Source organism: Streptomyces malaysiense, assembly GCF_000980885.2.
Lineage (GTDB): Bacteria > Actinomycetota > Actinomycetes > Streptomycetales > Streptomycetaceae > Streptomyces > Streptomyces malaysiense.
The window spans coordinates 42,647-69,117 of record NZ_LBDA02000062.1; the positions used below are offsets into that span (position 1 = coordinate 42,647).

The 26,471-nt window shown below is 71.9% G+C and carries 20 protein-coding genes; 8 read left to right on the forward strand and 12 right to left on the reverse strand.

All coding sequences use genetic code 11. From position 1 onward, the window contains the following. The first annotated feature begins 51 nt into the window (after positions 1–51). The 3 genes from VT52_RS25995 to VT52_RS26005 all read left to right on the forward strand — a co-directional run bounded on the left by VT52_RS25995 (position 52) and on the right by VT52_RS26005 (position 6,278). On the forward strand, positions 52–3,774 hold the full coding sequence (locus VT52_RS25995) for an ABC transporter ATP-binding protein (protein WP_046419517.1): 3,723 nt from the start codon (positions 52–54) through the stop codon (positions 3,772–3,774). A gap of 114 nt (positions 3,775–3,888) precedes the next feature. Next, positions 3,889–4,278: a hypothetical protein gene (locus tag VT52_RS26000; RefSeq protein ID WP_046419516.1), complete on the forward strand. Its 390-nt coding sequence runs from the start codon at positions 3,889–3,891 to the stop codon at positions 4,276–4,278. Between the two features lie 119 nt (positions 4,279–4,397). Beyond that, positions 4,398–6,278 (forward strand): glycoside hydrolase family 3 protein, encoded by a 1,881-nt coding sequence (locus VT52_RS26005; protein WP_079175265.1) that lies wholly within the window; start codon positions 4,398–4,400, stop codon positions 6,276–6,278. 181 nt (positions 6,279–6,459) lie between these two features. Here the strand turns inward: VT52_RS26005 and VT52_RS26010 are convergent, their stop codons facing one another. Beyond that, positions 6,460–7,269: a sugar phosphate isomerase/epimerase family protein gene (locus VT52_RS26010; protein WP_046419513.1), complete on the reverse strand. Its 810-nt coding sequence runs from the start codon at positions 7,267–7,269 to the stop codon at positions 6,460–6,462. 175 nt (positions 7,270–7,444) lie between these two features. On the opposite strand from VT52_RS26010, the gene VT52_RS26015 reads away from it, so the two are divergent. Next, a complete protein-coding gene (locus tag VT52_RS26015) occupies positions 7,445–8,869 on the forward strand; it encodes an alkaline phosphatase family protein (protein ID WP_046419511.1) in 1,425 nt (474 codons plus the stop codon). 93 nt (positions 8,870–8,962) lie between these two features. On the opposite strand, the gene VT52_RS26020 is transcribed toward VT52_RS26015, so the two are convergent. From VT52_RS26020 to VT52_RS26030, 3 genes are all read right to left on the reverse strand, one after another. Then, a complete protein-coding gene (locus tag VT52_RS26020; protein ID WP_046419509.1) occupies positions 8,963–10,009 on the reverse strand; it encodes a LacI family DNA-binding transcriptional regulator in 1,047 nt (348 codons plus the stop codon). Between the two features lie 334 nt (positions 10,010–10,343). Further along, positions 10,344–11,558 carry an esterase/lipase family protein gene (locus VT52_RS26025; protein WP_046419506.1) on the reverse strand — a complete coding sequence of 405 codons (1,215 nt, stop codon included), beginning with the start codon at positions 11,556–11,558 and terminating at the stop codon, positions 10,344–10,346. Positions 11,559–11,703: 145 nt separating this feature from the next. Continuing rightward, positions 11,704–11,913: a DUF397 domain-containing protein gene (locus VT52_RS26030; protein WP_046419505.1), complete on the reverse strand. Its 210-nt coding sequence runs from the start codon at positions 11,911–11,913 to the stop codon at positions 11,704–11,706. A gap of 201 nt (positions 11,914–12,114) precedes the next feature. Here VT52_RS26030 and VT52_RS26035 point away from each other — a divergent pair, with 201 nt between their 5' ends. Continuing rightward, positions 12,115–12,582, forward strand: coding sequence for a hypothetical protein (locus VT52_RS26035; protein WP_046419503.1), 468 nt, complete (start codon positions 12,115–12,117; stop codon positions 12,580–12,582). Here the strand turns inward: VT52_RS26035 and rbsD are convergent. The 7 genes from rbsD to VT52_RS26070 form a co-directional block, all read right to left on the reverse strand. Next, complete coding sequence (gene rbsD, locus VT52_RS26040) at positions 12,579–12,959, reverse strand: D-ribose pyranase (protein ID WP_046419500.1); 381 nt, start codon at positions 12,957–12,959, stop codon at positions 12,579–12,581. The genes VT52_RS26035 and rbsD overlap by 4 nt on opposite strands. Further along, positions 12,956–13,855, reverse strand: a complete 900-nt coding sequence (locus VT52_RS26045) for a ribokinase (RefSeq protein ID WP_046419498.1) — start codon at positions 13,853–13,855, stop codon at positions 12,956–12,958. The genes rbsD and VT52_RS26045 overlap by 4 nt, the downstream gene beginning before the upstream one ends. 112 nt (positions 13,856–13,967) lie before the next feature. Beyond that, the gene (locus VT52_RS26050) at positions 13,968–15,917 is read right to left on the reverse strand and encodes an ABC transporter permease/substrate-binding protein (RefSeq protein ID WP_046419496.1); all 1,950 of its coding nucleotides are present in this window, start codon (positions 15,915–15,917) and stop codon (positions 13,968–13,970) included. Next, positions 15,907–17,436, reverse strand: coding sequence for a sugar ABC transporter ATP-binding protein (locus tag VT52_RS26055; RefSeq protein ID WP_046419494.1), 1,530 nt, complete (start codon positions 17,434–17,436; stop codon positions 15,907–15,909). Before VT52_RS26055 ends, VT52_RS26050 begins: the two co-directional genes overlap by 11 nt. Further along, positions 17,433–18,485: a LacI family DNA-binding transcriptional regulator gene (locus tag VT52_RS26060; protein WP_046419492.1), complete on the reverse strand. Its 1,053-nt coding sequence runs from the start codon at positions 18,483–18,485 to the stop codon at positions 17,433–17,435. The genes VT52_RS26055 and VT52_RS26060 overlap by 4 nt, the downstream gene beginning before the upstream one ends. A gap of 432 nt (positions 18,486–18,917) precedes the next feature. Continuing rightward, positions 18,918–19,826 (reverse strand): NADP-dependent oxidoreductase, encoded by a 909-nt coding sequence (locus VT52_RS26065; RefSeq protein ID WP_046419489.1) that lies wholly within the window; start codon positions 19,824–19,826, stop codon positions 18,918–18,920. Positions 19,827–19,997: 171 nt separating this feature from the next. Beyond that, positions 19,998–21,068, reverse strand: coding sequence for an alkene reductase (locus tag VT52_RS26070; RefSeq protein WP_046419593.1), 1,071 nt, complete (start codon positions 21,066–21,068; stop codon positions 19,998–20,000). A 238-nt stretch (positions 21,069–21,306) separates the two neighbouring features. Between VT52_RS26070 and VT52_RS26075 the strand changes: the two genes are divergently transcribed. Continuing rightward, the gene (locus VT52_RS26075) at positions 21,307–21,828 is read left to right on the forward strand and encodes a MarR family winged helix-turn-helix transcriptional regulator (protein ID WP_079175266.1); all 522 of its coding nucleotides are present in this window, start codon (positions 21,307–21,309) and stop codon (positions 21,826–21,828) included. A 72-nt stretch (positions 21,829–21,900) separates the two neighbouring features. Here the strand turns inward: VT52_RS26075 and VT52_RS26080 are convergent, their stop codons facing one another. Continuing rightward, positions 21,901–22,248, reverse strand: coding sequence for a hypothetical protein (locus VT52_RS26080; protein ID WP_053055465.1), 348 nt, complete (start codon positions 22,246–22,248; stop codon positions 21,901–21,903). Between the two features lie 126 nt (positions 22,249–22,374). Here VT52_RS26080 and recD2 point away from each other — a divergent pair, with 126 nt between their 5' ends. Then, a complete protein-coding gene (gene recD2, locus VT52_RS26085) occupies positions 22,375–24,648 on the forward strand; it encodes an SF1B family DNA helicase RecD2 (protein WP_079175267.1) in 2,274 nt (757 codons plus the stop codon). Between the two features lie 178 nt (positions 24,649–24,826). After that, complete coding sequence (locus VT52_RS26090; protein WP_046419483.1) at positions 24,827–26,116, forward strand: citrate synthase; 1,290 nt, start codon at positions 24,827–24,829, stop codon at positions 26,114–26,116. Positions 26,117–26,471 lie beyond the last annotated feature (355 nt).

A 26,471-nucleotide genomic window follows, 5' to 3' on the forward strand; every position in this document is an offset into this window, starting at 1 on the left:
GCGCCCGCGTTGGTGCCTTCCGGAAAAGTACGACGATCGGGAGGCACCGGCGTGGAACCACAACGGGGATGGGCACGGCGGCTCGCGGGCTACGCCTGGCGGTATCCGAAGGACGTCGTCCTGGCACTCGGCTCCTCGCTCGCCGGCATGGCCGTCACCGCGGTCGTCCCCCTGATCACCAAGGTGATCATCGACGACGTGATCGGCGCCCACACCCGCTCCATGGCCCCCTGGGCCGGCGCCCTCGTCGTCGCCGCCGTGCTCGTCTACGCCGCCACCTACGTCCGCCGCTTCTACGGCGGCCGGCTCGCCCTCGACGTCCAGCACGACCTGCGGACGGAGATGTACGACACGATCACCCGCCTCGACGGCCGCCGCCAGGACGAGCTGTCGACCGGGCAGGTCGTGGGCCGCGCCACCAGCGACCTCCAGCTGATCCAGGGCCTGCTCTTCATGCTCCCGATGACCATCGGGAACGTCCTGCTCTTCCTGGTCTCCCTGGTGATCATGGCGTGGCTGTCGCTGCCGCTGACCCTCGTCGCCCTCGTCGTCGCCCCCGCGCTCGGCTGGATCGCCCGGCGCAGCCGCAGCAAGCTGCACCCCGCCACCTGGTACGCCCAGGCCCAGGCCGCCGCCGTCGCCGGTGTGGTCGACGGCGCGGTGAGCGGCGTACGCGTGGTGAAGGGCTTCGGGCAGGAGGCGCAGGAGACCGGCAAGCTGCGCGAGGTCGGCCGCAGGCTGTTCGCGGGCCGGCTGCGCACCATCCGCCTGAACAGCAAGTACACCCCCGCCCTCCAGTCCGTCCCGGCGCTCGGCCAGGTCGCCATGCTCGCCCTCGGTGGCTGGCTCGCGGTGCGCGGGCACATCACACTGGGCACCTTCGTCGCCTTCTCCACCTACCTCGCCCAGCTGGTCGGACCGGTCCGCATGCTCGCGATGGTCCTCACCGTCGGCCAGCAGGCCCGCGCCGGCACCGAGCGCGTCCTGGAGCTGATCGACACCGAGCCGACCCTGCGGGACGGCACCCGGGAGCTGCCCGCGGACGCGCCCGCGACCGTCGAGTTCGACGACGTGTCCTTCGGGTACGCGAGCGACGCCACGGTCCTGGACGGGCTGAGCTTCGAGATACGCCAGGGTGAGACGCTGGCCGTCGTCGGCTCCTCCGGCTCCGGCAAGTCCACCCTCTCCCTGCTCCTGCCGCGCTTCTACGACGTCACCCACGGCGCCGTCCTGATCGGCGGCCACGACGTCCGCGAGCTGACCCTCTCCTCGCTGCGCGCCGCGATCGGACTGGTCCCGGAGGACTCGTTCCTCTTCTCCGACACGGTCCGCTCGAACATCGCCTACGGGCGGCCGGACGCCACCCAGGACGAGATCGAGGCCGCCGCCCGCGCCGCCCAGGCCGACCGCTTCATCCGGGAGCTGCCCGAGGGCTACGACACCAAGGTCGGCGAGCACGGCCTCACCCTCTCGGGCGGCCAGCGCCAGCGCGTCGCGCTCGCCCGCGCCCTGCTCACCGACCCGCGCCTACTGGTCCTGGACGACGCCACCTCCGCCGTGGACGCCCGGGTGGAGCACGAGATCCACGAGGCCCTCAAGGAGGTCATGCGCGGCCGTACGACCCTGCTGATCGCCCACCGCCGCTCCACCCTGAACCTCGCCGACCGCATCGCCGTACTCGACCGCGGCCGGCTCGCCGACCTCGGGACCCACGAGGAGCTGCAGCGGCGCTCCGCCCTCTACCGCAGGCTGCTCACCGACCCGGACGAGCTGGGCGGCGTCTCCCCGGGACACCCGCTCCCGGACGAGCCGGTCGAGGACGACGACAGCCTGCGCGCCGAGCTGGACGCCGAGTACGACGCCGAGCGCGGCGTCACCCCCCACCTGTGGACCGGCGACCGCGCGCCGAAGGACCCGGCGCTGGCCGGCACCCCCGCCACCCCCGCGCTCCTCGCCCAGGTGGCGGCCCTGCCCCCGGCCACCGATGCCCCCGGCGTCGACGAGGAGAAGGCGGTACGGCCCGAGGACTCCTACGGCCTGCGCCGCCTGCTGCACGGCTTCGGGCTGCCCCTGCTGATCAGCCTGGCGCTGGTCGCCGTCGACGCGGGCGCGAGCCTGGTGCTGCCGGTGCTGATCCGGCACGGCATCGACGCGGGCGTCACCAAGCTGGCCGTCGGCGCCGTCTGGTCGGCCTCGCTGCTCGCCCTGCTCGTGGTCCTCGCGCAGTGGGCCGCGCAGATCGGCGAGACCCGGATGACCGGCCGTACCGGCGAACGCGTCCTCTACGCGCTCCGGCTCAAGATCTTCGCGCATCTCCAGCGGCTCGGCCTCGACTACTACGAGCGCGAGCTGACCGGCCGGGTGATGACGCGCATGACCACCGACGTCGACGCGCTGAGCACCTTCCTCCAGACCGGCCTGGTCACCGCGTTCGTCTCGGTCGTCACCTTCTTCGGCATCATGGGCGTCCTGCTGGTGATCGACGTCCAGCTCGCCCTGGTCGTCTTCGCCACGCTGCCCCCGCTGATCATCGCCACCTTCTTCTTCCGCCGGGCGAGCGTGAAGGCGTACGAGCTGGCCCGCGAGCGTGTCTCGGCGGTCAACGCCGACCTCCAGGAGTCGGTGTCCGGGCTGCGGATCGTGCAGGCGTTCCGCCGCGAGAAGGACGGCGGACGGCGGTTCGCCGAGCGCAGCGACGGCTACCGCGCCGCCCGGCTGCGCGGCCAGTGGCTGATATCGGTCTACTTCCCGTTCGTGCAGCTGCTGTCCTCGGTCGCCGCGGCCGCCGTGCTGATCGCGGGCGCGGGCCGGGTCGAGGCCGCCACCCTCACCACCGGCGCCCTGGTCGCCTACCTCCTCTACATCGACCTCTTCTTCGCCCCGGTCCAGCAGCTCTCCCAGGTATTCGACGGCTACCAGCAGGCGACCGTCTCCCTCGGCCGCATCCAGGAACTGCTGCGCGAGCCCACGTCCACCGCGGCGGCGGAGCGGCCGCGGGACGTCACGTCGGTGCGCGGCGACATCGCCTTCGAGGGCGTGCGCTTCGCGTACGGCGACGGCGAGGCCGCCCTCGCCGACGTCGAGCTGACCATCCCCGCGGGGCAGACGGTCGCGTTCGTCGGTGAGACCGGTGCCGGAAAGTCCACGCTGGTCAAGCTGGTGGCCCGGTTCTACGACCCGACGGCCGGGCGGGTCACGGTCGACGGCACGGATCTGCGGGACCTGGACCTGACCGCGTACCGGCACCGGCTCGGCGTGGTGCCGCAGGAGGCGTACCTGTTCCCGGGCACGGTGCGGGACGCCATCGCCTACGGCCGCCCCGGGGCCACCGACGCCGAGGTGGAGGCGGCCGCGCGGGCGGTCGGCGCGCACGAGATGATCGCCACCCTCGACGGCGGCTATCTGCACGAGGTCGCCGAGCGCGGCCGCAATCTCTCGGCGGGCCAGCGCCAGCTGATCGCGCTCGCCCGCGCCGAACTGGTCGACCCGGACATCCTGCTCCTGGACGAGGCCACGGCCGCCCTGGACCTGGCCACGGAGGCGCAGGTCAACCAGGCGACCGACCGCCTCGCCGGCCGTCGTACCACGCTGGTGGTCGCCCACCGGCTCACCACCGCCGCCCGCGCCGACCGGGTGGTGGTCATGGACCACGGCCGGGTCGCCGAGGACGGCACCCACGGGGAACTGCTCGCCCTCGGCGGCCGGTACGCCGAGCTGTGGCGGACCTTCGCCGGGCGCTCCGAGCCGGAGGAACCGGTCGGAGCGGTCCTCTGAGCCCCGCCGGTCCGCGCCGCTGACGACCGTGCAACCATCCGGCATATCCCCTGCGTCGTACATGCGTACGGCCGTCGGGGGACGGTCTGGACGCGCTTCGGGGAGGACGAACAGGTGCGAAGTGGTGCGATACGCCGACGTCTCACGCTCGGCCCGGCCCTGCTGGCCGCGGCCGGACTACTGGCCTTCGCGGCCTCCGGCACCGCGCAGGCGGCACCCAGCAGCTGCTCCGGGGACCAGGTCAGAACCCTCTCCTTCGCCACCGGCGTCACCCGCGTCTACCGGCACGGCGACTACGTCTGCGCCATCACCCTCGCCCGTGATCCCGGCGTCGTCCGCGCGATGTCGGTGAGCGTCCAGGCCCGCGGCAGCCGTCCGGCCAAGGACACCGGCCACTACCTGCACCGCGCCGGGCCGGTGACCGTGCACGCCGGGCACCGCTGTGTCTGGATCCGTGGCGCGGTCGGCCGGAACGGCGTCAGTTCGGGCTGGATCCTCTGCTGAACCGCCGCCCGCGTCGACACGCTGGCCGCTGTGCGTTCCCTTGACGGAAAGAAACTTCCCGGATATTGGTGACTCCTTGGAAGTTTCCTTCAGCAGTTCTCCTCTGGGAAGGAGCGCACGTGCCCGACACCAGCACGGGAAGCGACACCAGCAAGAGAGACACGGGAAACACAGGGAGCGGGGGCGCCCGGCTGTCCCGGCGTACCGTCCTCGCCGCGGGGGCGGGGATCACCGCCGCGCTTTCCGTCCCCACCACCGCCCGCGCCGCCGCCCCCGACGGCCGCCGCCCCCACGACGATCGCCGCCTCAGGGCCCTGATCTCCAGGATGTCGCTCCAGGAGAAGGTCGGGCAGCTCTTCGTGACGCGGGTCTACGGCGCCTCCGCCACCGCCCCGGACCAGGCCGACATCGACGCCAACCTCGGCGAACTGGGCGTGCGCACCGCGGCCGAGCTGATCCGGAAGTACCGGGTCGGCGGGATCATCTACTTCACCTGGGCCCACAACACCCAGAACCCGTACCAGATCGCGGACCTGTCCAACGGCATCCAGCAGGCGTCCCTGGACCAGCCGCGCGGCCTGCCGATGCTGATCGCCACCGACCAGGAGCACGGCGCGGTGTGCCGGGTCGGCGAGCCCGCCACCCTCTTCCCCGGCGCCATGGCGATCGGCGCGGGAGGTTCGGCCGCCGACGCGCGCACCGTCGGCCGGATCTCGGGCACCGAACTGCGTGCCCTCGGCATCAACCAGGACTACTCGCCCGACGCCGATGTGAACGTCAACCCGGCCAACCCGGTGATCGGGGTGCGCTCCTTCGGCGCCGACCCGGCGGCGGTCGCGGAGCTGGTCGCGGCCGAGGTGCGGGGCTACCGGTCGGCCCGGGTCGCCGCCACCGCCAAGCACTTCCCGGGGCACGGGGACACCGCCGTCGACAGCCACTACGGCTTCCCGGTCATCACACACAGCCGGGAGCTGTGGGAGAAGCTGGACGCGGTGCCGTTCCGTTCGGCGATCGCGGCGGGCATCGACTCGATCATGACCGCGCACATCCAGTTCCCGGCCCTGGACGGATCCGGCGACCCGGCCACCCTGTCCGAGCCCATTCTCACCGGCATCCTGCGCGGCGAACTGGGTTACGACGGCGTGGTGATCACCGACTCCCTCGGCATGGAGGGCGTGCGCACCAAGTACGGCGACGACCGGGTGCCGGTGCTCGCGCTGCAGGCCGGCGTGGACCAGTTGCTCAATCCGCCGTCCATCGACACGGCCTGGAACGCGGTCCTGCGGGCCGTCCAGGACGGCGAGCTGACCGAGGCCCGTCTCGACGAATCGATCCTGCGCATCCTGCGGATGAAGTCCCGGCTCGGCCTGTTCGACGGGGTGTACGTGGACCGGAAGGGCGTGGACCGTACCGTCGGCACCAAGTCCCATCTGGCCACGGCCGACCGCATCGCCGAGCGCACCACGACCCTGCTGGTCAACGAGGGCGGCACGCTGCCCCTGGACCGCCGCGCCCAGCCCCGGTTGCTGGTGGTCGGCGCCGACCCCGACTCCCCGTCCGGTACGACGGGCCCGCCGACGGGCGTCCTGGCCGCCGCCCTCACCGAGGCGGGCTTCACCGCCACCGCGCTCCCGACCGGAACGAACCCCTCCGCAGCGGCCGTCGACAAGGCGGTGGCCGCCGCCGAGGACGCCGACGCGGTGGTGGTCGGCACCTACAACGTGACCGCCGGAAGCTCCCAGCGCACGCTGGTGGACCGGCTGCTGGCGACCGGCAAGCCCGTGGTGGCGCTCGCCGTGCGCAACCCGTACGACATCGCCCAACTCCCCTCGGTCCGGGCCTGCCTGGCTTCGTACTGCTGGACCGACGTGGAACTCCGCGCCGCCGCACGGGTGATCGCGGGCCGCGTCAGGCCGCGCGGCAAGCTCCCGGTACCGGTACAGCGGGCCGACGACCCGACGCGGGTCCTGTACCCGATCGGCCACGGCCTGACGTACTAGTGCCGCAACAGGCGACGTCCGCCCCGTCGCGACGCCCTGCACGCACTCTCGCCGCACCGGCCGAAAGCCCGAGTACGTCCGGTACGAGGGCTTCCGTCCGGCACGCCGAGAGCACGCACCGGACGCCGCTCCTTGACGGGCGAACGTTGCCTGCCGCGGCACTAGGCCGTGGCCGATCGGGCTACGCCGCCTCGCCGAGCAGTCGGACGAGGTGGTCGCGGCCCGCGGCGAGCAGGCCGGGCAGCGGGGCGGCCTGCTCGTACCACCGTTTCTCGTACTCCCAGCACAGCCAGCCGTCCCAGCCGCCCCGGCTCAGCACCTCCACGCACTCGGTGAGCGGCAGCACGCCCGCGCCGAGCGGCAGCGGGGTGGTGTCCTCGGCCGAGGCGATGTCCTTGACCTGCACATATCCCAGCTGAGGGGCGAGCGCCGCGTATGTCTGCGCGGGCTGTTCGCCCCCCAGCCAGGTGTGCATCACATCCCACAGCGCCCCCACCTGCCGATGCCCCACCGGACCGAGCACCCGGATGGCGTCGGCGCCCGTGCGGTGCGAGTCATGGGTCTCCAGCAGGATGCGCACCCCGAGCGCGGACGCGTCCTCGGCGGCGGTCCCGAGCCGCCGGGCCGCGATCGCGTCGGCCTCCTCGCGAGCGGTCTCCCCGCCGGAGGTCTCTCCTCCGGGCAGGACACGGACGAAGGGCGCGCCGAGATCGTGCGCGAGCCGGAGCAGCCCCCGCACCTCGCCGAGCACGGCCGCGTCGTCACCGGGCGCGGCGACGCGCGCGTACCCGGCCACGCACAGCGGCTCGATGCCGGAGCCGCGGAACAGCGCGGCGGTGTCGGCGCGTTCGGCGGGGGAGAGGCCGGGGTGGACCGGCTCCTCGGGATGGGCGCGCAGTTCGACACCGTGGTAGCCGTGCTCGGACGCGAGCGCCAGGACGTCCGGGACGGGCAGGCCGGGGACACCGAGAGTGGAGAACGCCAGCTTCATGCGCAATGACCCTACTCGTCCCCGGCACGCCGTGCCGTCGCGCCACAATGTCATGACTTCTCTAAAAAGAGACCAGGTATTGCCGCTTTTTCTCCACCGACCGATGTGGCCCGATCTGCCCGGGTAGGGATCGGGCGCCGCAACGGTCCGCGAGGACCCGCAAGAAGGGCGATACATGGCAGAGTTGACTCGACGTAGACTCCTGGGCTCGGCCGCCGGCGTGCTGGGCGGCGCGGCGGCCCTCTCCCTCCTCCCGCCGAGCGTCCAGAAGGCGGTCGCCGCCGGACCACCCCGGAAGGGCTCCCTGCGCGACATCGAGCACGTGGTCCTGCTGATGCAGGAGAACAGGTCCTTCGACCACTACTTCGGCACCCTCTCCGGTGTGCGCGGCTTCGCCGACGCCAAGGCGCTGCGGCTCCGCACCGGACGCAGCGTCTTCCACCAGCCGGACAGCGAGAACCCGAAGGGCTATCTGCTGCCCTTCCACCTCGACACCCGCGCCTTTAGCGCCCAGGCCATCCCGTCCACCAGCCACGCCTGGGAGGTGCAGCACCAGACCTGGAACGGCGGCAGGATGGACCAGTGGCTGGCCGCGCACCGCAAGGCGGACGGCGCCAACGGCCCGTACGTCATGGGGTATTACACGCGCGAGGACATCCCGTTCCAGTTCGCACTCGCGGAGACCTTCACCATCTGCGACAACTACTTCTGCTCCGTCCTCGGTCCCACCTGGCCCAACCGGCTCATGTGGATGACCGGTTCGATCGACCCGGGCGGCACCCGCGGCGGCCCGGTCACCACCAACTCCGCACCCGATCCGTACCGCTGGACGACGTACGCCGAACGCCTCCAGGCGGCCGGGATCAGCTGGAAGGTCTACCACCAGGACGACGACTACGGCTGCAACATGCTGGACCGGTTCGCCACGTTCCAGAACGCGAAACCCGGCTCCGACCTCTACGAGCGAGGGATCCGCCCGCAGCCCGCGGGCACCTTCGAGGACGACGCCCGCGCCGGCCGGCTGCCGGCCGTGAGCTGGATCGTGCCGCCCAGCCACCAGTCCGAGCACCCCGACTACCTGCCCGCCGCCGGCGCCGACTTCGTGGCGTCGAAGATCGAGGCCGTCGCCGCCAGCCCCAAGGTGTGGCAGAAGACGGCGCTCATCCTCTGCTACGACGAGAACGACGGCCTCTTCGACCATGTGCCGCCACCCACCCCGCGCGCCGGGACGAAGAACGAGTTCGTCGGCGGGCTCCCGATCGGCGCCGGATTCCGGGTCCCGGCGATCGTCGTCTCGCCCTGGACCGTGGGCGGCTGGGTCGCCACCGAGGCCCTCGACCACACCTCGGCGCTGCGCTTCCTGGAGCGGTTCACCGGGGTCCGGGAGCCCAATCTGAGCGCCTGGCGACGGTCCGCCTTCGGCGACTTCACCAGCGCCTTCCGCTTCTCCCAGGGCCGCAAGGGCGCACCCGGGCTGCCGGGCACGGCGGCGCAACTCCAGAAGGCGCGGAAGCAGGTGGCGACCCTGCCGGCGCCGCGTCTGCCGGACGCGGACCAGACGTTCCCGCGCCAGGAAGGGGGACACCGGCCGCACGTGTAAGGGCGGTTGAGCCCGTCGGGTGGGGCGGCGCGGGCCGGGGGACGTCCGGGTCACGACCGGCGGCGTCCCCCGGCCCCGGCCACCCCGCGGCGCTCAGTCCCGGGCCACCGCCGTCGACCCCCTGACCACCAGTTCCCCCCGCACCTCGCCGATCCCCCCGGCCGGTGCTCCCTCCCGGCCCATGGCGACGCGCCCGGCCCGTGCCCCCGCCTCGGCCAGGGGCAGACGGACCGTCGTGAGCCCGGGGACCACGTCCACGGCCACCGGGAGGTCGTCGAACCCGGTGACGGACACGTCCCGCGGTATCCGCAGCCCGGCGTCGCGCAGCGCCGCGCACGCTCCGGCCGCGACGGAGTCGTTCGCGGCGACCACGGCGGTCAACGACGCGTCGCGGCGCAGCAGTTCGCGTGCACCCTCGTACCCGGAGCGCCGGTCGAACCGTCCGTGGACGGTCCACCGCGGATCCTCCTCGATCCCCGCCGCGGCCAGCGCCGCGCGATGCCCCTCCAGCCGGTGCCGCGTCGTCGAGCGCTCCCCGGGCCCGGCGATGTACCCGAGCCGCCGGTGCCCGAGCCCCACCAGGTGCTCCGTCACCGCCCGCGCGCCACCGAGATTGTCGAAGGCGAGCGCGACCGTCCGGGTGTCCGGCACCGGGGGCCGTCCGCACAGGACCACCCGCGTGCCGCCCTCCCCGAGCTTGCGCAGCTTCGCCGCGACGGCCGCCGCGTGCGGCGCGTCCACGACCGCGCCGCCGGTCAGCACGACCGCGGCCGCCCGCTGCCGGTGCAGCAGCGTCAGGTACTTCAGCTCCTGCTCCGGTGAACCGCCCGTGTTGCAGACGACCGCGAGCCGCTCACCGCCGGCCCGCCCCCCGGTGCCCCCGATCTCCGCCTGGATCGCACTCGCCATGATGCCGAAGAAGGGGTCGGCTATGTCGTTGACGAGGATGCCGACCAGGTCGGAGGTGGAGGCGGCCAGCGCGCTCGCGGGCCCGTTGAGGACATAGTCCAGCTCGTCCACCGCCCGCAGCACCCGCTCGCGGGTCGACGCCGCCACCGGGTAGTTGCCGTTCAGCACGCGCGACACCGTCGCGGGGGAGACCTGGGCGCGCGCGGCCACGTCCGCCAGGGTCACGGTCATCTCGTCGTCCTCCGGTCGCGCATCTCGTCGTCTCGTCAGGGCAGGTAGACGGCCTGAACGGGGCTGCCGGTTCCCGCGCCCGGCCCATGCCCCTCCCCGGGGGAACGGGGCCCGGGAGCCGGACAGGTCCTGCGCCGACCGCTGCCCCGAGGCTAGCTCTCTCGCCTGTAGGGAGCGCTTGCTGTGACGATTGTCGCGGTGTCCGGTGGGACGACCGGTTCCGGCCGGGATCGCCCGCGCGAGCGCGGGGACCCGCCGCCGTGCCTTCCGGAGGACGCCGTTCAAGAAGACGGCGGCGCGCTCGCCGGAGCACGCCGCCGCCGCTCGGTGCGGGTCAGTAGCCGAGCCGGTCGACCAGCCAGGTGCCCAGTTCCTCGGTGACGGCGGTGTGCGTGGTGGTCGTGGACGAGCAGATGAAGTCGTCCAGGTCGCTCTCGTCCGGCGGGAGTTCGTCCACCTTCGCGTAGAGGTCCTGCTGCCGGCCGATGTCGCGGACGGACACGGCGCTGATCGTGGGGACGAAGCAGATGTCCGGGTGCCGCAGGTCCACCGTGCCGCCGCCCTTCTCCAGCGCGTCGGCGAGGATGCGGTACGTGTTGAGCGTGCCGCCGGGGGCGCCGTCGAGTTCCGGGAAGCCGTTGGTCGTGACCGTCTTCTCGGCCTTCGGGAAGCGCCGGTTGAGGTAGGCGGCCGTCACGTCGTCGCCCTGGGCCTGGGTGTAGAAGGTGGTGCCCGGGTAGATCCGCTCGACGCGCAGCGCGGTCTCCCCGGGCCGCACCTCCGGCAGGCCCACGCCGTCCCCGCGCCCACTGGCGACACCGAGCAGCCGGGGGATGCGGGGCCAGCCGCCCAGCCGCGCCAGCTCGTCCAGCAGGACCCGGCGTTCCTCGGCCACCCCGATCTTGCCGGTGTCCTTGTCGTAGTGCTGCCACAGCATCTGGCGGGCGGCCGGGCTGTTCATCTGCCGGGCGAAGTCGTTGTCCGGGAACGGGATGAAGTACGAGAACGCCTGGACACCGACGGGGATGGTGGCGCCGCGGTGCGGGGTGTCGAACGAGAAGTACGTGCCGGTCTGGTGGTCGATGCGCTGGTGCTCCAGTTTGGCGAGCGCGTACCGGGTGACCAGCCCGCCCATGCTGAACCCGCCGACGATCAGCCGGTCGTCGCCCAGCCGCTCGGCGCCGGCCCGCAGGATCGCGGCGATGGCCGCCTGGGCGTTCGTCTGGATGGCGGCGGTGCGCTCGTTGTAGCCGAGCAGGACGACGTCCTTGCCGCGCCGGCGCAGGTCGCTGATGAGCTGGTAGTCGCTCTCCAGGAACTGGTAGAGCTTGTCGAGTTCGCTACGGCCGAGGCTGAAGCCGTCGGAGATGATCACGGGCCGGACGAGGCTCCGGTTCCCCTGGCCGAGAAAGACCCAGGCGAAGCCTTCCGGCAGGCTCCACTCGTTGTCCGGGGACGGTACGTCGACCGGGTTGTGCACCCGCTGGTCGAGCGGGTCGCTGATCGTCAGTCCGGCGAGTTCCGGCTCGGCGGAGTCCTGAGGCGACATGGTCGTGCTCCTAGATGTCGTCGCGAAGGGCAAGACACCGTCATGGTGGGGTCGCGCTCAGGCCGTGCCGGGCGTGTCGGCCCGGGGGTTCATCACAAGGGATGGAACGTGCCGGGGGATTGTTTGACCCGCCCGGCACGTGGGCTCAGCCCTTGACGGCGCCGATGAACGCCGTCCAGCTGTCCACGGAGAAGAGCAGCGCCGGGCCCGAGCCGTCCTTGCTGTCGCGGACGGGGACGGCGGCGTGACCGGAGGCGATCTCCACGCAGTTGTCGTGGTTGCCGCCGCTGTAGCTGGACTTGTACCACCCGGTGGGAGTGGACGAGTCGGAGACGGTGTGCTTGCTGGTGGCCATCCACGTGTTCCTCTGCTGCTGCCCTGACGAGGGCAAGTGACTCCTGTTGCCACAACGCATCGCTCAGCGCAAGAGCGTAGGCGGTCTGACTGGCGGCCACCAGCGCAGGATCATCCATCGAGTTGGTGATCGAGTCCCTGGAGGAGGTCAAGCGCATCGCGGAGAGCAGGGGCGCGCGGCCGGTCGTGGAGACTTGACCGGGTGATCACGACATCGACTCGCCGTCGCTCCACCGCGCTCACGGTCCCGCTGGTGCTCGGTGCCGCCCTGACCGGCTGTGCCGACGACCACCTGGACTATCAGACGGACTACGCGAACCACCGTCCCCTGCGCGTCACCGGCCACCCGAGCACGGGCAGCCTGGGAACGGTCCAGAAGGTCGTCTGGCGGCTCGCCGACGGAGACGCCGACGGTCTCGCCGCCCTCGACTCGGAGGGCGGCGACGCGAAACCCGCGGCCCGCGCCTGGATCAAGGCGTACGGTGAGGCGGCGGCCCGCGACGAGGTGACCGCCGACTTCGACGAGGAGGGCTCCGTACGCCAGGAGGTCGTCCTGCACTTCACGGGGCCCGAGCGCACTCAGCGGGTCACGGTGCGGATCGGCGGGAACGACACCTGGGGGATCGTGCTGGCGAATCCCTCGCCGCGCCGGACGCTGCGCGGTTCCTAGAAGAACACCCCGCACCGCAGCAGCACATTGGCGTACGGGCTCGCCTCGCCGGTGCGCACGATCAGCCGTGCCCCCGCCGACAACTCCTTGAGCCGCTCGTGCGGCACGAAGTCCAGGTTGGCGAACTGCCGCCGTACCAGGGCGAGATGGTCGCCGCGCAGCTCCTCCGCCACCGTGGCGCCCTCCAGGACCAGTTCGTCCACCAGACCGGCGAAGACCTCCGCGAAGGACGGCACACCGGCCCGGAAGGCCAGGTCCACCACGCGTGGGCCGTTCGGGATCGGCATGCCCGCGTCGCAGACCAGCACCTCGTCCCCGTGCCCCAACTCGGCCAGCGCACCGGCCAGATGGCGGTTCAGGATGCCCGACCTCCTCACGGCTGTCCGACCTCCTCGGCCGTCGGGTACGACTCCTGCGCCCCCGCCTTCGTCACGGCCGCCGCGCCGACGCGGGCCGCGTAGCCCGCCGCCCGAGCGAGGCCCGCGCCCGCGCCCAGCCTCCAGGCGAGGGCGGCCGTGAAGGCGTCGCCCGCGCCCGTGGTGTCCACCGCGTCGACCTTCACCGACGCCACCCGGGCCGCGCCCGAGCCGTCGTGCACCAGCGCGCCCTCGGCGCCGAGCGTGACCACGACCGAGCGCGGGCCCATCGCCAGCAGCCCGCGCGCCCAGTCCTCCGGGTCCGCCCCGGCGGCCTCGCCCAGGACCACCCGCGCCTCGTGCTCGTTGACGATCAGCGGGTCGCAGGCCGCCAGCACCTCCGCGGGCAGCGAGCGCGGCGGGGACGGGTTGAGCACGAAGCGGGTACCGGAGGGCAGGTTCCGTACGACCTCCACCACCGTCTCCAGCGGGATCTCCAGCTGGGCCGAGACCACCCGGGAGGCGCGCAGCAGACCCTCGGCCGCCCGGACGTCCGCCGGGGTGAGCCGGGCGTTGGCGCCGGGCGACACCACGATGCTGTTGTCCCCGGACGGGTCGACGGTGATCAGCGCGACACCGGTCGGCGCCCCGCCTTCGAGCACGCCCGACGGGTCGACCCCGGCCGAGCGCAGGGAGTCGAGCAGCAGCCGGCCGTGGCCGTCGTCGCCGACGCGCGCCAGCAGGGCCGTACGGGCGCCCAGCCGGGCCGCGGCGACCGCCTGGTTGGCGCCCTTGCCGCCCGGATGCGTGGACAGGTCCCCGCCCAGCACCGTCTCACCGGCGGCCGGCCGCCGCTCGACCCCGATCACCAGGTCGGCGTTGGCCGAACCCACGACCAACAGGTCGTAGTCGTACATCAGTTGACTCCCATGAACCCTTTGAATCCGCGAACCCGAGAAACGAGCCGGGGCGGACGGCCACCACCCATGGTGTACGACCGTCCGCCCGAGCCCTCTCCGTCCGTTTCCGTCAGCCGCTGAATCCGGCCACGTTGTCCTTCGTGACCACCTTCACCGGCACCTTGACCGTCCGCTCCACCTTCTTGCCCTGGGACGCCTTGAGCGCGTTGTCCACGGCGATCCGGCCGAGCTGGGTCGGCTGCTGCGCGACGGAGGCGTACAGCGTGCCCGCCTTGACCGCGTTCAGGCCGTCGGGGGTGCCGTCGAAGCCGACCACCGGCACCGACGTACCGGCCTTGGAACCCAGCGCCTTGATCGCGCCGAGGGCCATCTCGTCGTTGGCGGCGATGACGCCCTGCACGTCCGGGTGGGCCTGGAGCAGGTTCGACATCACGTCGAGGCCCTTGGTGCGGTCGAAGTCGGCGGGCTGCTGGGCGACCACCTTGATGCCCGGGTACGCCCGCAGACCGCCTGCGAAGCCCTGCGCACGCTCACGCGCCGCCGAGGTGCCCGCCTGACCCTGGAGGATCACGATCCGGCCCTTGCCGCCCAGCTTCTCGGCGATGGTCCTGGCCGCCTGCTCGCCGCCGGCGATGTTGTCCGAGGCCACCAGGGCGTCCACATCGGCCTTGTTGACACCGCGGTCGACCGCGATCACCGGGATCCTCGCCTTGTCGGCGGCCTTCACCGAGTTGCTCGCCGCGTCCGAGTCCACGGGATTGACGATGATCGCGTCAAGGCTCGAACTGGTGAAGTTCTGGAGCTGGTTGGCCTGCTGGGAGGCGTCGTTCTGCGCGTCGGTCACCGTCAGGTCCACGCCCAGCTTCTTCGCCTCGGCCTGCGCGCCGGAGCGGATCTGCACGAAGAACGGGTTGTTCAGGGTGGACAGCGACAGACCCATCCGCGGGTTCGACGAGGCGGAGGAGCCGTTGTGCAGGAAGGAGGTCGCGCCGACGACCGCCACGGTCACCACGGCCGCGAGCCCGTACGTCGCCGCCTGCTTGCCCTTGTCGCCGCCGCCCCCGCCGGTCACCGGGGTGGCACCCGCCTTGCGGCGCACCGTGTCGAGCAGCACCGCCAGCGCGATCACGACACCGATCACGACCTGCTGCCAGAACGCGGAGACGTTCAGCAGGTTCAGGCCGTTGCGCAGCACCGCGAGGATCAGCGCGCCGACCAGGGTGCCGGACGCCTTGCCGGTGCCGCCCGCGAGCGAGGCGCCGCCGATGACGACCGCCGCGATCGCGTCCAGCTCGTAGCCGTCGGCGGCCTGCGGCTGAGCGGAGGACAGCCGGGAGGCCAGCACGATGCCCGCCACCGCCGCGAACACACCGGACAGGGCGTAGATCGCGAGCTTCTGCTTCTTGACCCGCAGGCCGGACAGGCGCGCGGCCTCCTCGTTGCCGCCGATCGCGTACATCGAGCGGCCGATGTAGGTGCGGCCGAGCACGAACGCGGCCAGCAGACCCATCACGATCATGACCAGGACCGGCACCGGCAGCCAGTCGCCGAGGGTGTCACCGAGGTGCGAGACCGAGTCCGGGAACGGGATCGGCACACCACCGGAGACCACCAGCGACAGACCGCGGCCCACCGACAGCATCGCGAGCGTCGCGATGAACGGCGGAAGCTTGCCGTAGGCGATGAGGAAGCCGTTCACCAGACCGGCCGCGACACCCGTGGCGACCGCCAGGACGACGGCCAGTGCGACCGGCACCCCGTGCTGGGTGGCGCTCCACGCCAGCACCGTCGCCGACAGCGCGGCCACCGAGCCGACCGACAGGTCGATGCCCGCCGCCACGATCACGAAGGTGACACCGAAGGCCAGGATCGCCGTCACGGCCGCCTGGACACCGATGTTGAGCAGGTTGTCCGTCGTCAGGAAGTCACCGGACAGCGCCGACAGGGCGACGACCAGGACGATCAGCGCGGTCAGCGCGCCGTTGTCGAGCAGCAGCCGGCGCAGGCCGCCCGGGGCGCCACTCGCTCCCGTCGTGCTCTTGAGCGTGTCAGTGGCCACGGGTGGCCTCCTTCGCGGTGTTGTCGCTGGTGGGGGTGGATACGGCGAGCGCCATCACGGTGTCCTGGGTGGCCTCGTCGGCCGCGAGTTCGCCGGCGATGCGGCCCTGGGCCATCACCAGCACCCGGTCGCTCATGCCGAGCACCTCGGGCAGATCGCTGGAGATCATCAGCACGGCGGCACCGGCGGCCGTCAGCTCGTTGATCAGCTGGTAGATCTCGACCTTGGCGCCGACGTCGATACCGCGCGTCGGCTCGTCGAGGATCAGCACCTTGGTGTCGGCCAGCAGCCACTTGCCGATGACGACCTTCTGCTGGTTGCCGCCGGACAGCGTGCGCACGTGCTGGCCGAGCCCGGCCATCCGCACGCCCAGCTGACCGGCGATCCGCTCGGCCGCGACGTGCTGCGCCCTGCGGTCGACCAGTCCGGCGCGGGTCGCCGCGCGCATGGTCACCAGGCCGAGGTTCTCCTCGACCGAGGCGTCCAGCACGAGGCCCTGCCCCTTGCGGTCCTCGGGCACGAGCCCGATCCCGGCGGCCATCGCGGCGTTCACGTCGGAGCGCCTGAGCGCGTTGCCGCCGACCCGTACGGTCCCTTCGTCGTACGGGTCCGCGCCGAACACGGCCCGCACGACCTCGGTCCGTCCGGCGCCCACGAGCCCGGCGACGCCGACGACCTCACCGGCGTGCACCTCGAAGCTCACATCGTGGAAGACGCCGTCACGGGTCAGCCCTTCGACGCTGAGCAGCGCGGTGCCCCGGTCGGGGCGCCGGCGCGGGTACTGCTGCTCGATGGAGCGCCCGACCATGAGCCGTACCAGCTCGTCCTCCGGGGTGGAGGCGGGCACCTGGCCCACGCTCTTCCCGTCCCGGATGACGGTGACGCGGTCCCCGAGGGCGGCGATCTCGTCGAGGTGGTGAGTGATGAAGACGATCCCCACCCCGTCCGCCCGCAGCTGTCGCACGATGGCGAAGAGCTTGTCGACCTCCTCCGAGGTCAGCACGGCGGTCGGCTCGTCCATGATGAGCACACGCGCGTCCAGGCTCAGCGCCTTGGCGATCTCCACCATCTGGAGCCGGGCGATGCCCAGTTCACGCACCCGCGCCCGGGGCGAGACCCGCACGCCGACCCGCTCCAGGAGCTTCGCGGCCTCGGCCTCCATCCGCTTCCGGTCGATCATCCCGAGGCGGCGCGGCTGCCGGCCGAGGAAGATGTTCTCGGCGACGGTCAGGTCCGGAACCAGGTTGAACTCCTGGTAGATGGTGGCGATCCCGAGCCGCTCGGAGTCCTGCGCACCATTGACGCGGGTCTCCTGACCGCCGACGAGGATCCGCCCGGAGTCGGGCGTGTAGGCACCGGAGAGCATCTTGATGAGCGTGCTCTTGCCCGCGCCGTTCTCACCGAGCAGCACATGCACCTCGCCCCGGCGCAGGTCGAAGTCGACACCGTCGAGCGCGACCACGCCGGGAAAGGTCTTGCGTATGCCCTCGATGCGCAGCAACTCGTCCGGGTTGCTCACGTCGTGCTCCTTTGCACTGGGGGGAGGGGCGGGGTGGGGATGGTGCGGGTCTTCTCCGGGGTCTCACCGCAGGAGCGGCGCACGACCAGCCGGGCGGCGAGGGTGACGGACGCGGCCGGCCGGCCCTCGATCCGGTCGACCAGGGCGCGTACGGCGGCCCGGCCCAACTCGCCCGTGGGCTGGGCGATCGCGGTGACCGGAGGATCGGTGTGCACGAACCACGGGATGTCGTCGAACGCGGCGAGCGCGATGTCGTCCGGCACCCGCAGCCCGCGCGCGCGGACGGCGTCCAGGGCGCCGAGCGCCATCAGGTTGTCCGCCGCGAAGACGGCGTCCGGCGGCTCGGGCAGATCGAGGAACCCCTCGGTGACCCGACGCCCGCTGGCGGCCTGGAAGTCGCCCTGGCCGATGTAGACGTCGGGCAGGGGGAGCCCGTACTCGGCCAGCGCGGCGCGGAACGCCTCGACGCGCTCGCTGCCGGTAGTGGTGGCGGCGGGCCCCGCGATGATCGCGACCCGCCGGTGCCCGAGGGCGTGGAGGTGCGCGACGAGGTCCTGTACGGCGGCACGTCCGTCGGCGCGTACGACGGGGACGTCGACGCCGGGGATCCAGCGGTCCACGAACACCATGGGGGTACCGGCGCGGGCGGCGTCCAGCATCAGCGGGGAGCCGCCGTCGGTGGGGGAGACGAGGAGCCCGTCGATCCGCCGGTCGAGCAGGTTCCGTACGTGGTGGTCCTGGAGGTCGGGCCGCTCGTCGGCGTTCCCGATGATGACGCTGTACCCGAGCGAACGGGCCTCCTCCTCCACGGAGCGGGCCAGCTCGGTGAAGTAGGGGTTCAGCACGTCGCTGATGACGAGGCCGAGGGTGTGGGTCTGGTCGGTGCGCAGCGAACGCGCGACGGCGTTCGGGCGGTACCCCAGCGATTCCACGGCGGCCAGCACCCGGGCACGGGCGTCCGCACTGACGGACGGATGCGCGTTCAGTACCCGGGAAACCGTCGCGACGGACACGCCCGCCGCGGCGGCGACGTCCTTGATGCTCGCCACCTCCGGCCCACCTCCTTGTGAACTCGTGACGCTTGGAATCGATTACATCGAGACGAGAAACGATTGGAATCGATTACACGAGCGGTGACAAGGGGGTTGGGGGTGGCCGAAACTCAATCGTGACCTGGCAGGAAAGCGGTGGAGCGAGCGGCTGTGCGGGGGGTTCGGCGGCGGTGCCCGCCGCGGCGGCGGTGCCCGTGGGGGCCGGCAGGGTCGCTCGGGCGGGCGGCGCGGTGGGGCCGGGCGGGGGTGACTCGGGTGGCCGGTGCGGTGCGGTGCGGTGCGGTGGGGTCGGGGGGCGCGAGGTCGCTCGTGCACCTCCTTGCGCGTGGCGGTCGCGCCCGGACAGCAGGCCCCCGTCCGGCGCCCGGCGCGCCTGTTCCCGCCCGCCCTCCGCGGGACGGGAAGGGCGGGCGGGGCCGGCGGTGTCGGTCAGGGCAGGAGGACGACCTTGCCCCGGACCCGGCGGGCCTCGATGTCGGCGTGGGCGCGGGCGGCCTGCGCCAGCGGGTAGGTGCCGCCCAGCGGGAGGACGAGCTCTCCGGCGGCCGCCAGCGCGACCAGTTCGGGCAGTGCCTCGGGGAGCCGGTCGGCCGGGCCACCGGTGCTGAAGCGCACGCCGTGCCGCGCGGCGGACATGTCGGCGATGGTGATCACCCGCGCGGCGTCCCCGGTCAGTGCGACCGAGTCGGCCAGTACGCCCGCGCCGGAGCAGTCGAGGACCCGGTCCACGCCCTGCGGCGCGGCGGCCCGCACCCGCTCCGCCCAGCCCTCGCCGTACGGCACCGCGGTGGCGCTGAGTCCGGTGAGCCCTTCGAGGTCGTGCTCGCCGGCGGTGGCGACCACGGTGACGCCCCGGGCGGTGGCGAGCTGCACGGCGAGGACGCCGACGCTGCCGCCCGCGCCGTGGACCAGCAGGGTCTCGCCCGCCCGGGGGTCCAGCTGGTGCAGCGCGCGGTAGGCGGTCTCGCCCACCGTCACCAGCGCGGCGGCGGTCTCGAAGGAGATCTCAGCCGGCTTGGGGATCGGCCGCTCCAGCAGCGCGTACTCGCTGTAGCCGCCGGCCGGGGTGGCGCCGAGGACCTCGTCGCCGACCCGCGCCGCGGCGCCCTCGCCTGCCTTGTCGACGACGCCGGCCACGTCGAGGCCGGGCCGTACCGGGAACTGCGCGGGGAAGACCTCGGCCATCGTGCCGGAGCGGATCTTCAGGTCGATCGGGTTGACCGCGGCGGCCCGGACCTTGATCCGGACCTGGCCCGGACCCGGCTCGGGGACGTCGGTCTCGGACAGGGTCAGCACGTCCGGGTCGCCGTAGCGCGTGTAGGTGACGGTGTGGGACATCGAGAACTCCATTGAGGGGAGGGCGGGAGGGGTGGAAGACGCGAGGGTCCGCGTCACCAGGGTGGCGGCGGGGCGGGCCGGGGGCGTGCGGGACACCGGGCGATCCGGGGCCGGATTCCCCCGGCCGGAAGACACCGGCCGTACCGGCACCGGACCGAGCGGGCGTCCTGGTCAGCCGGCGAGGGCCGGGTAGTCGGTGTAGCCGCGCTCGTCGCCGCCGTAGAAGGTGGCGCGGTCGGGCTCGTTGAACGGACCGCCGGAGGCCAGCCGGGCGGGCAGGTCGGGGTTGGCGAGGAACAGCCCGCCGAAGCTGAGCACATCGGCCGTGCCGTCCTCGATCAGCGCCAGTTCGCCGGGGCCGGTCGGGGTCTGCCCGGTCTGGGGATTGAGGACGAGGACGCCGCCGAACAGCTTGCGCAGCTCCAGGGTCAGCTCCCGGTCCGGGCCCTCCAGCACGTGCAGGTAGGCCAGGCCGAGCGGCTCGATCGCGGCGACCAGCGCGCGGTATGTGTCACGGTGACCGTCCTCGACGATGTCGTTGAACGGGACGGCCGGGGAGATCCGCAGCCCCACCCGGTGCGCGCCGATGGCGTCGGTGACCGCGCGGGCGACCTCGACGGTGAAGCGGATCCGGCCCGCCACCGAGCCGCCCCAGCCGTCGGTGCGCAGGTTGGCGTTGGTGGACAGGAACTGGTGCGGCAAGTAGCCGTTGGCGCCGTGCAGTTCGACGCCGTCGAAGCCGGCCTCGACGGCGTTGCGGGCCGCTCGGGCGAAGTCGTCGACGGTCCGGGCGATCTCGGCCTCGGTCAGCTCGGCCGGGGTGACGAAGTCCTTCATCCCCTCGTGGGTGAACACCTGGCCGGCCGCGGCGACGGGCGAGGGACCGACGGGGACGAGCCCGTCGGGCAGCAGGTCCGGGTGCCCGATCCGGCCGGTGTGCATGAGCTGGGCGAAGATCACGCCGCCTTCGCGGTGCACCGCGTCGGTGACCTGCCGCCAGGCCGCGACCTGCTCCGCGGAGTGCAGGCCGGGGGTGTCCGGGTATCCCTGGCCGACCACCGAGGGCTGCACACCCTCGCTGATGATCAGCCCGGCGCCGGCGCGCTGTGCGTAGTACGTCGCCATCGCCTCGGTCGCGCTCGCACCGGGACCGTAGGCGCGGCTGCGGGTCATCGGCGCCATCGCGATGCGGTTGGCCAGGCGCTTGCCGCCCAGCTCGATCGGGTCGAAAGCAGTGGTCATGATCAAGCCCTTCACACGGTGGTCGGTCCGGTGACCGCGGGTCGCGGTCCCCGGAACCTCGATTTACCTGTTCGAACAGTAAAACTGGCCGTGGATATTTCGCAAGCGCTCGTGACAACGACCACGGCGTGCGTGAAAGGGTTGATTTGCCCAGAAGTGACTGCTCCGCGGCGAGGCGAAGGAAGGGATATCCTGTCCGAGCAGGATCATGGATCTAGTCTTGAAGGGAGCGCGGGCCATGGCGGCATCCGCAGGCAGCGGCGAGGGTGGGGAAGGCCCCGGGGCCGGGGCGGACGTGGCGGTGGCCGTGCCCTCGGCCGCGACGGGCGGCCCGGTCAGTCACGCGATCTTCCGCGTGGCCCGCACGCACCGCATGATCGCCGGACAGCTGCTGCGCCGCGTGGGCCTTCACCCCGGCCAGGAGCTGGTCATGATGCAGCTGTGGGAACTGGGCCCGCAGCGGCAGGCCGACCTCGTCCGGCTGCTCGACTCGGACGCGGCCACCATGGCCCGCACGGTCCGCCGCCTGGAACAGGCCGGCTTCGTACGGCGCTACCCCTGCGCCGACGACAAGCGCGCGTACCTGATCGAGGCCACCACCGCCAGCCAGGCGCTGCGCACACAGGTCGAGTCCCTCTGGCGCCGGCTGGAGGACGCCACCCTCGGCGGCCTCTCCCCGGCCGAGCAGGCCGAAGTCCTCCACGTCCTGGAGGGTTTGGAGGCCCGCCTCACCGAGGCCGCCGCGAAGCTGGGGGCCTGAGCCCGCCGGTACCGCCCGCCGGCCCGCGGGGGCCACGCCGCCCGCCGGCCCCCGCTCCCTCCGGGCAGCGGGTCAGTCGCCGGTGAACAACCCGTCGGCGTTCGCCGCGTGCACGGCCCGCTTGGTCCATTCCCCCAGCCGGCCGAGGCCGACGCATGCCTCGACGCGCTCGCGGACGGCGTCAGGGGCGGGGATACGGCGCCACTCGAGGAGGCGAAGGAGCATCGCCCTGCTGCCTTCGATACGTCCTTCCTCGCGTCCTTCCTCGCGCCCCTCCTCTCGCACCTGTTCGGCCAGCGGGTGGCGCCAGAAGTACTGGACGGTCTTCATCAAGTCCCTCCACATCTGCTTCGCCCGCCGACCGGTCAGGCAGGAGTCGACGAACCGCGTGCAGAAGACCTCGTGCGACGAGCCGGCCATCGGCACTCCCTCCTGTCGTACGACGTGACCAACGAGCCGGGTCGCGAGAAGTTGCATATGCCTGGGGCAAGTGACTTTTGACTGCCGCCGTCACCCCCTGTCACACCCCACCGCTACCGTCGACCCATGGCGCAACAGGCGGGGACCCATACCGGTGAGCGGCGGACGGCTGTGCTCGAAGGGGTGCTGGAGAGGATCACGTACGCCAATGAGGAGAACGGGTACACCGTTGCCCGGGTCGACGCGGGCAGAGGCGGGGGCGAGCTGCTCACCGTCGTCGGCGCGCTGCTCGGGGCCCAGGTGGGGGAGTCCCTGCGGATGGAGGGGCGGTGGGGGAGCCACCCCCAGCACGGCAGACAGTTCCAGGTCGAGAACTACTCGACCGTCCTCCCGGCCACCGTCCAGGGCATGCGCCGCTACCTCGGCTCCGGGCTCGTCAAGGGGATCGGGCCCGTCTTCGCCGACCGGATCACCCGGCACTTCGACGTCGACACCCTCCGCGTCATCGAGGAGGAGCCCGAGCGGCTGATCGAGGTGCCGGGGCTCGGGCCCAAGCGGACCAAGAAGATCGCCGAGGCGTGGGAGGAGCAGAAGGCGATCAAAGAGGTCATGCTCTTCCTCCAGACCGTCGAGGTGTCCACCTCCATCGCCGTGCGCATCTACAAGAAGTACGGGGACCAGTCGATCGACGTCGTCAAGGGGAACCCCTACCGGCTCGCCGCCGATGTCTGGGGCATCGGATTCCTCACCGCCGACAAGATCGCCCAGTCCGTCGGCATCCCCCACGACAGCCCCGAGCGCGTCAAGGCCGGCCTCCAGTACGCCCTCTCCCAGTCCGCCGACCAGGGCAACTGCTACCTGCCCGAGGAACGCCTCATCGCGGACGCCGTCAAACTCCTCCAGGTCGACACCGGCCTCGTCATCGAATGCCTCGGCGAGCTGGCCCGGGAGCCGGAGGACGGCACCGACCCGGGTGTCGTACGGGAGAAGGTGCCCGGCCCCGACGGCGGCGAATCCGTCACCGCCGTCTACCTCGTCCCCTTCCACCGCGCCGAGATCTCCCTCTCCGCCCAGCTCCTGCGCCTCCTGCGCACCGAGGACGACCGCATGCCCGCTTTCCGGGACGTGGACTGGGGCAAGGCCCTCGGCTGGCTCCACAAGCGCACCGGGGCCGACCTCGCGCCCGAGCAGGAGGCCGCCGTCCGGCTCGCGCTCACGCAGAAGGTCGCCGTGCTCACTGGTGGCCCCGGCTGCGGCAAGTCGTTCACCGTCCGGTCCGTCGTGGAGCTGGCCCGTGCCCGGCGGGCCAAGGTGGTGCTCGCCGCCCCGACCGGTCGCGCCGCCAAACGGCTGGCCGAGCTGACCGGGGCCGAGGCCTCCACCGTGCACCGGCTGCTGGAGCTGAGGCCCGGCGGAGACGCGGCCTACGACCGGGAACGGCCCCTCGACGCCGACCTGGTGGTCGTGGACGAGGCGTCCATGCTGGACCTCCTCCTCGCCAACAAGCTGGTGAAGGCCGTACCGCCCGGAGCGCACCTGCTCTTCGTCGGGGACGTAGACCAGTTGCCCAGCGTCGGCGCCGGGGAGGTCCTGCGCGACCTCCTCGCGCCGGGCAGCCCGATCCCCGCCGTCCGTCTCACCCGCGTGTTCCGGCAGGCCCAGCAGTCCGGCGTCGTCACCAACGCGCACCGGATCAACGCCGGGCAGCACCCCCTCACCGACGGGCTCAAGGACTTCTTCCTCTTCGTGGAGGACGACACGGAGGAGGCAGGGCGGCTCACCGTGGACGTGGCGGCGCGGCGCATCCCCGCCCGGTTCGGGCTCGACCCGCGGCGCGACGTGCAGGTGCTCGCGCCCATGCACCGGGGCCCGGCCGGCGCGGGGACGCTCAACGGACTGCTCCAGCAGGCCGTCACGCCCGCCCGGCCCGATGTGCCGGAGAAGCGGTTCGGCGGGCGGGTCTTCCGGGTCGGCGACAAGGTGACCCAGATTCGCAACAATTACGAGAAGGGGGAGAACGGGGTCTTCAACGGCACCGTGGGCGTCGTCACCGCGCTCGACCCGGTCGACCAGCGGCTGACGGTGCTGACGGACGAGGACGAGGAGGTTCCGTATGAATTCGACGAACTGGACGAACTCGCCCACGCGTACGCGGTGACCATCCACCGTTCACAGGGAAGTGAATATCCCGCCGTGGTGATCCCCGTCACCACGGGAGCATGGATGATGCTGCAGCGGAACCTGCTCTACACCGCCGTGACGCGGGCCAAGAGGCTGGTCGTGCTGGTCGGGTCGCGTCGGGCGATCGGCCAGGCCGTGCGCACGGTGTCGGCCGGAAGACGGTGCACGGCCCTGGACTTCAGGCTCGTCGGCAAAAATGATCGATCAAATGAGTCGTGAAGGTCACAGAGCACTTCCAGATACCCCTCCGAGGGGGCAGGATGAGCAGGTTGGCGGCACTGAGTGCCGTCAATAGGCCCAATGGTCGACCCCGAGTGCACTCTCCTGAGCCAAATGGGGGATGGTAGAGACAGTCAGGGCACCTCGAAGATGAGGCACTACGTCGGTGAGGGAAGACGTGAGCGACAACTCTGTAGTACTGCGGTACGGCGACGGCGAGTACACCTACCCGGTGGTCGACAGCACCGTCGGCGACAAGGGCTTCGACATCGGGAAGCTGCGCGCCCAGACCGGGCTGGTGACCCTCGACAGCGGGTACGGCAACACGGCCGCCTACAAATCCGCGGTCACCTACCTCGACGGCGAGGCGGGCATCCTCCGCTACCGCGGCTACCCCATCGAGCAGCTGGCCGAGCGCTCCACCTTCCTGGAGGTGGCCTACCTGCTGATCAACGGTGAGCTGCCCACCGTCGACGAGCTGACGACGTTCAAGGGCGAGATCACGCGGCACACGCTGCTGCACGAGGACGTCAAGAACTTCTACAAGGGCTTCCCGCGCGACGCCCACCCGATGGCCATGCTGTCCTCGGTCGTCTCGGCGCTGTCCACCTTCTACCAGGACAGCCACAACCCGTTCGACGAGAAGCAGCGCAACCTCTCCACGATCCGCCTGCTCGCCAAGCTGCCGACGATCGCGGCCTACGCGTACAAGAAGTCGATCGGCCACCCGTTCGTCTACCCGCGCAACGACCTCGGTTACGTCGAGAACTTCCTGCGCATGACCTTCTCGGTCCCCGCCGACGAGTACCAGCTGGACCCGGTCGTCGTCTCCGCGCTGGACAAGCTGCTGATCCTGCACGCCGACCACGAGCAGAACTGCTCGACCTCCACGGTCCGCCTCGTCGGCTCCTCGCAGGCCAACATGTTCGCGTCGATCTCGGCCGGCATCAACGCGCTGTGGGGCCCGCTGCACGGCGGCGCCAACCAGTCCGTCCTGGAGATGCTCGAAGGCATCCGCGACTCGGGCTCCGACGTCGACACCTTCATCCGCAAGGTGAAGAACAAGGAGGACGGCGTTCGTCTGATGGGCTTCGGCCACCGGGTCTACAAGAACTTCGACCCGCGCGCCAAGATCATCAAGGCCGCCGCGCACGACGTCCTCTCGGCCCTCGGCAAGTCCGACGAGCTGCTGGACATCGCGCTCAAGCTGGAGGAGCACGCGCTCTCCGACGACTACTTCGTCTCGCGCAGCCTCTACCCGAACGTGGACTTCTACACCGGTCTGATCTACCGGGCCATGGGCTTCCCGGCCGAGATGTTCACCGTGCTGTTCTCCCTCGGCCGCCTCCCGGGCTGGATCGCCCAGTGGACCGAGATGATCAAGGAGCCGGGTTCCCGCATCGGCCGCCCGCGCCAGATCTACACGGGCGTGGTCGAGCGCGACTTCGTGCCGGTCGAGGCTCGCTGAGCCGTAGCCGCGCCGCCTGGGAATCGGGCGAAGAAGAAGGCGCCCTGAGTCGCCGGTCCCCCCACGGGCCGACGACCAGGGCGCCTTCCCATGTCCCGGTGCGGATTCCCCCCACGGGATCCGGGCCGGGCGCCTAGAGAGGACAGCGCCTGAATCGCTGTCGTTGTTGCGGTCTGCCGGGACAGGCACGCCGGGAGGGCCGCTCAAAGCTTCCCGGTGTACGTGCCCCGGCAACGCATCTCCGGAGACGTCCCCCAAGACATCCCCGGACGTCGGAACAACGCCCCCCAAGACGCCGATCCGACATCGCCAACTTAGACCTTCGAACCCCTTCGATGGTTACGTTCACATCACT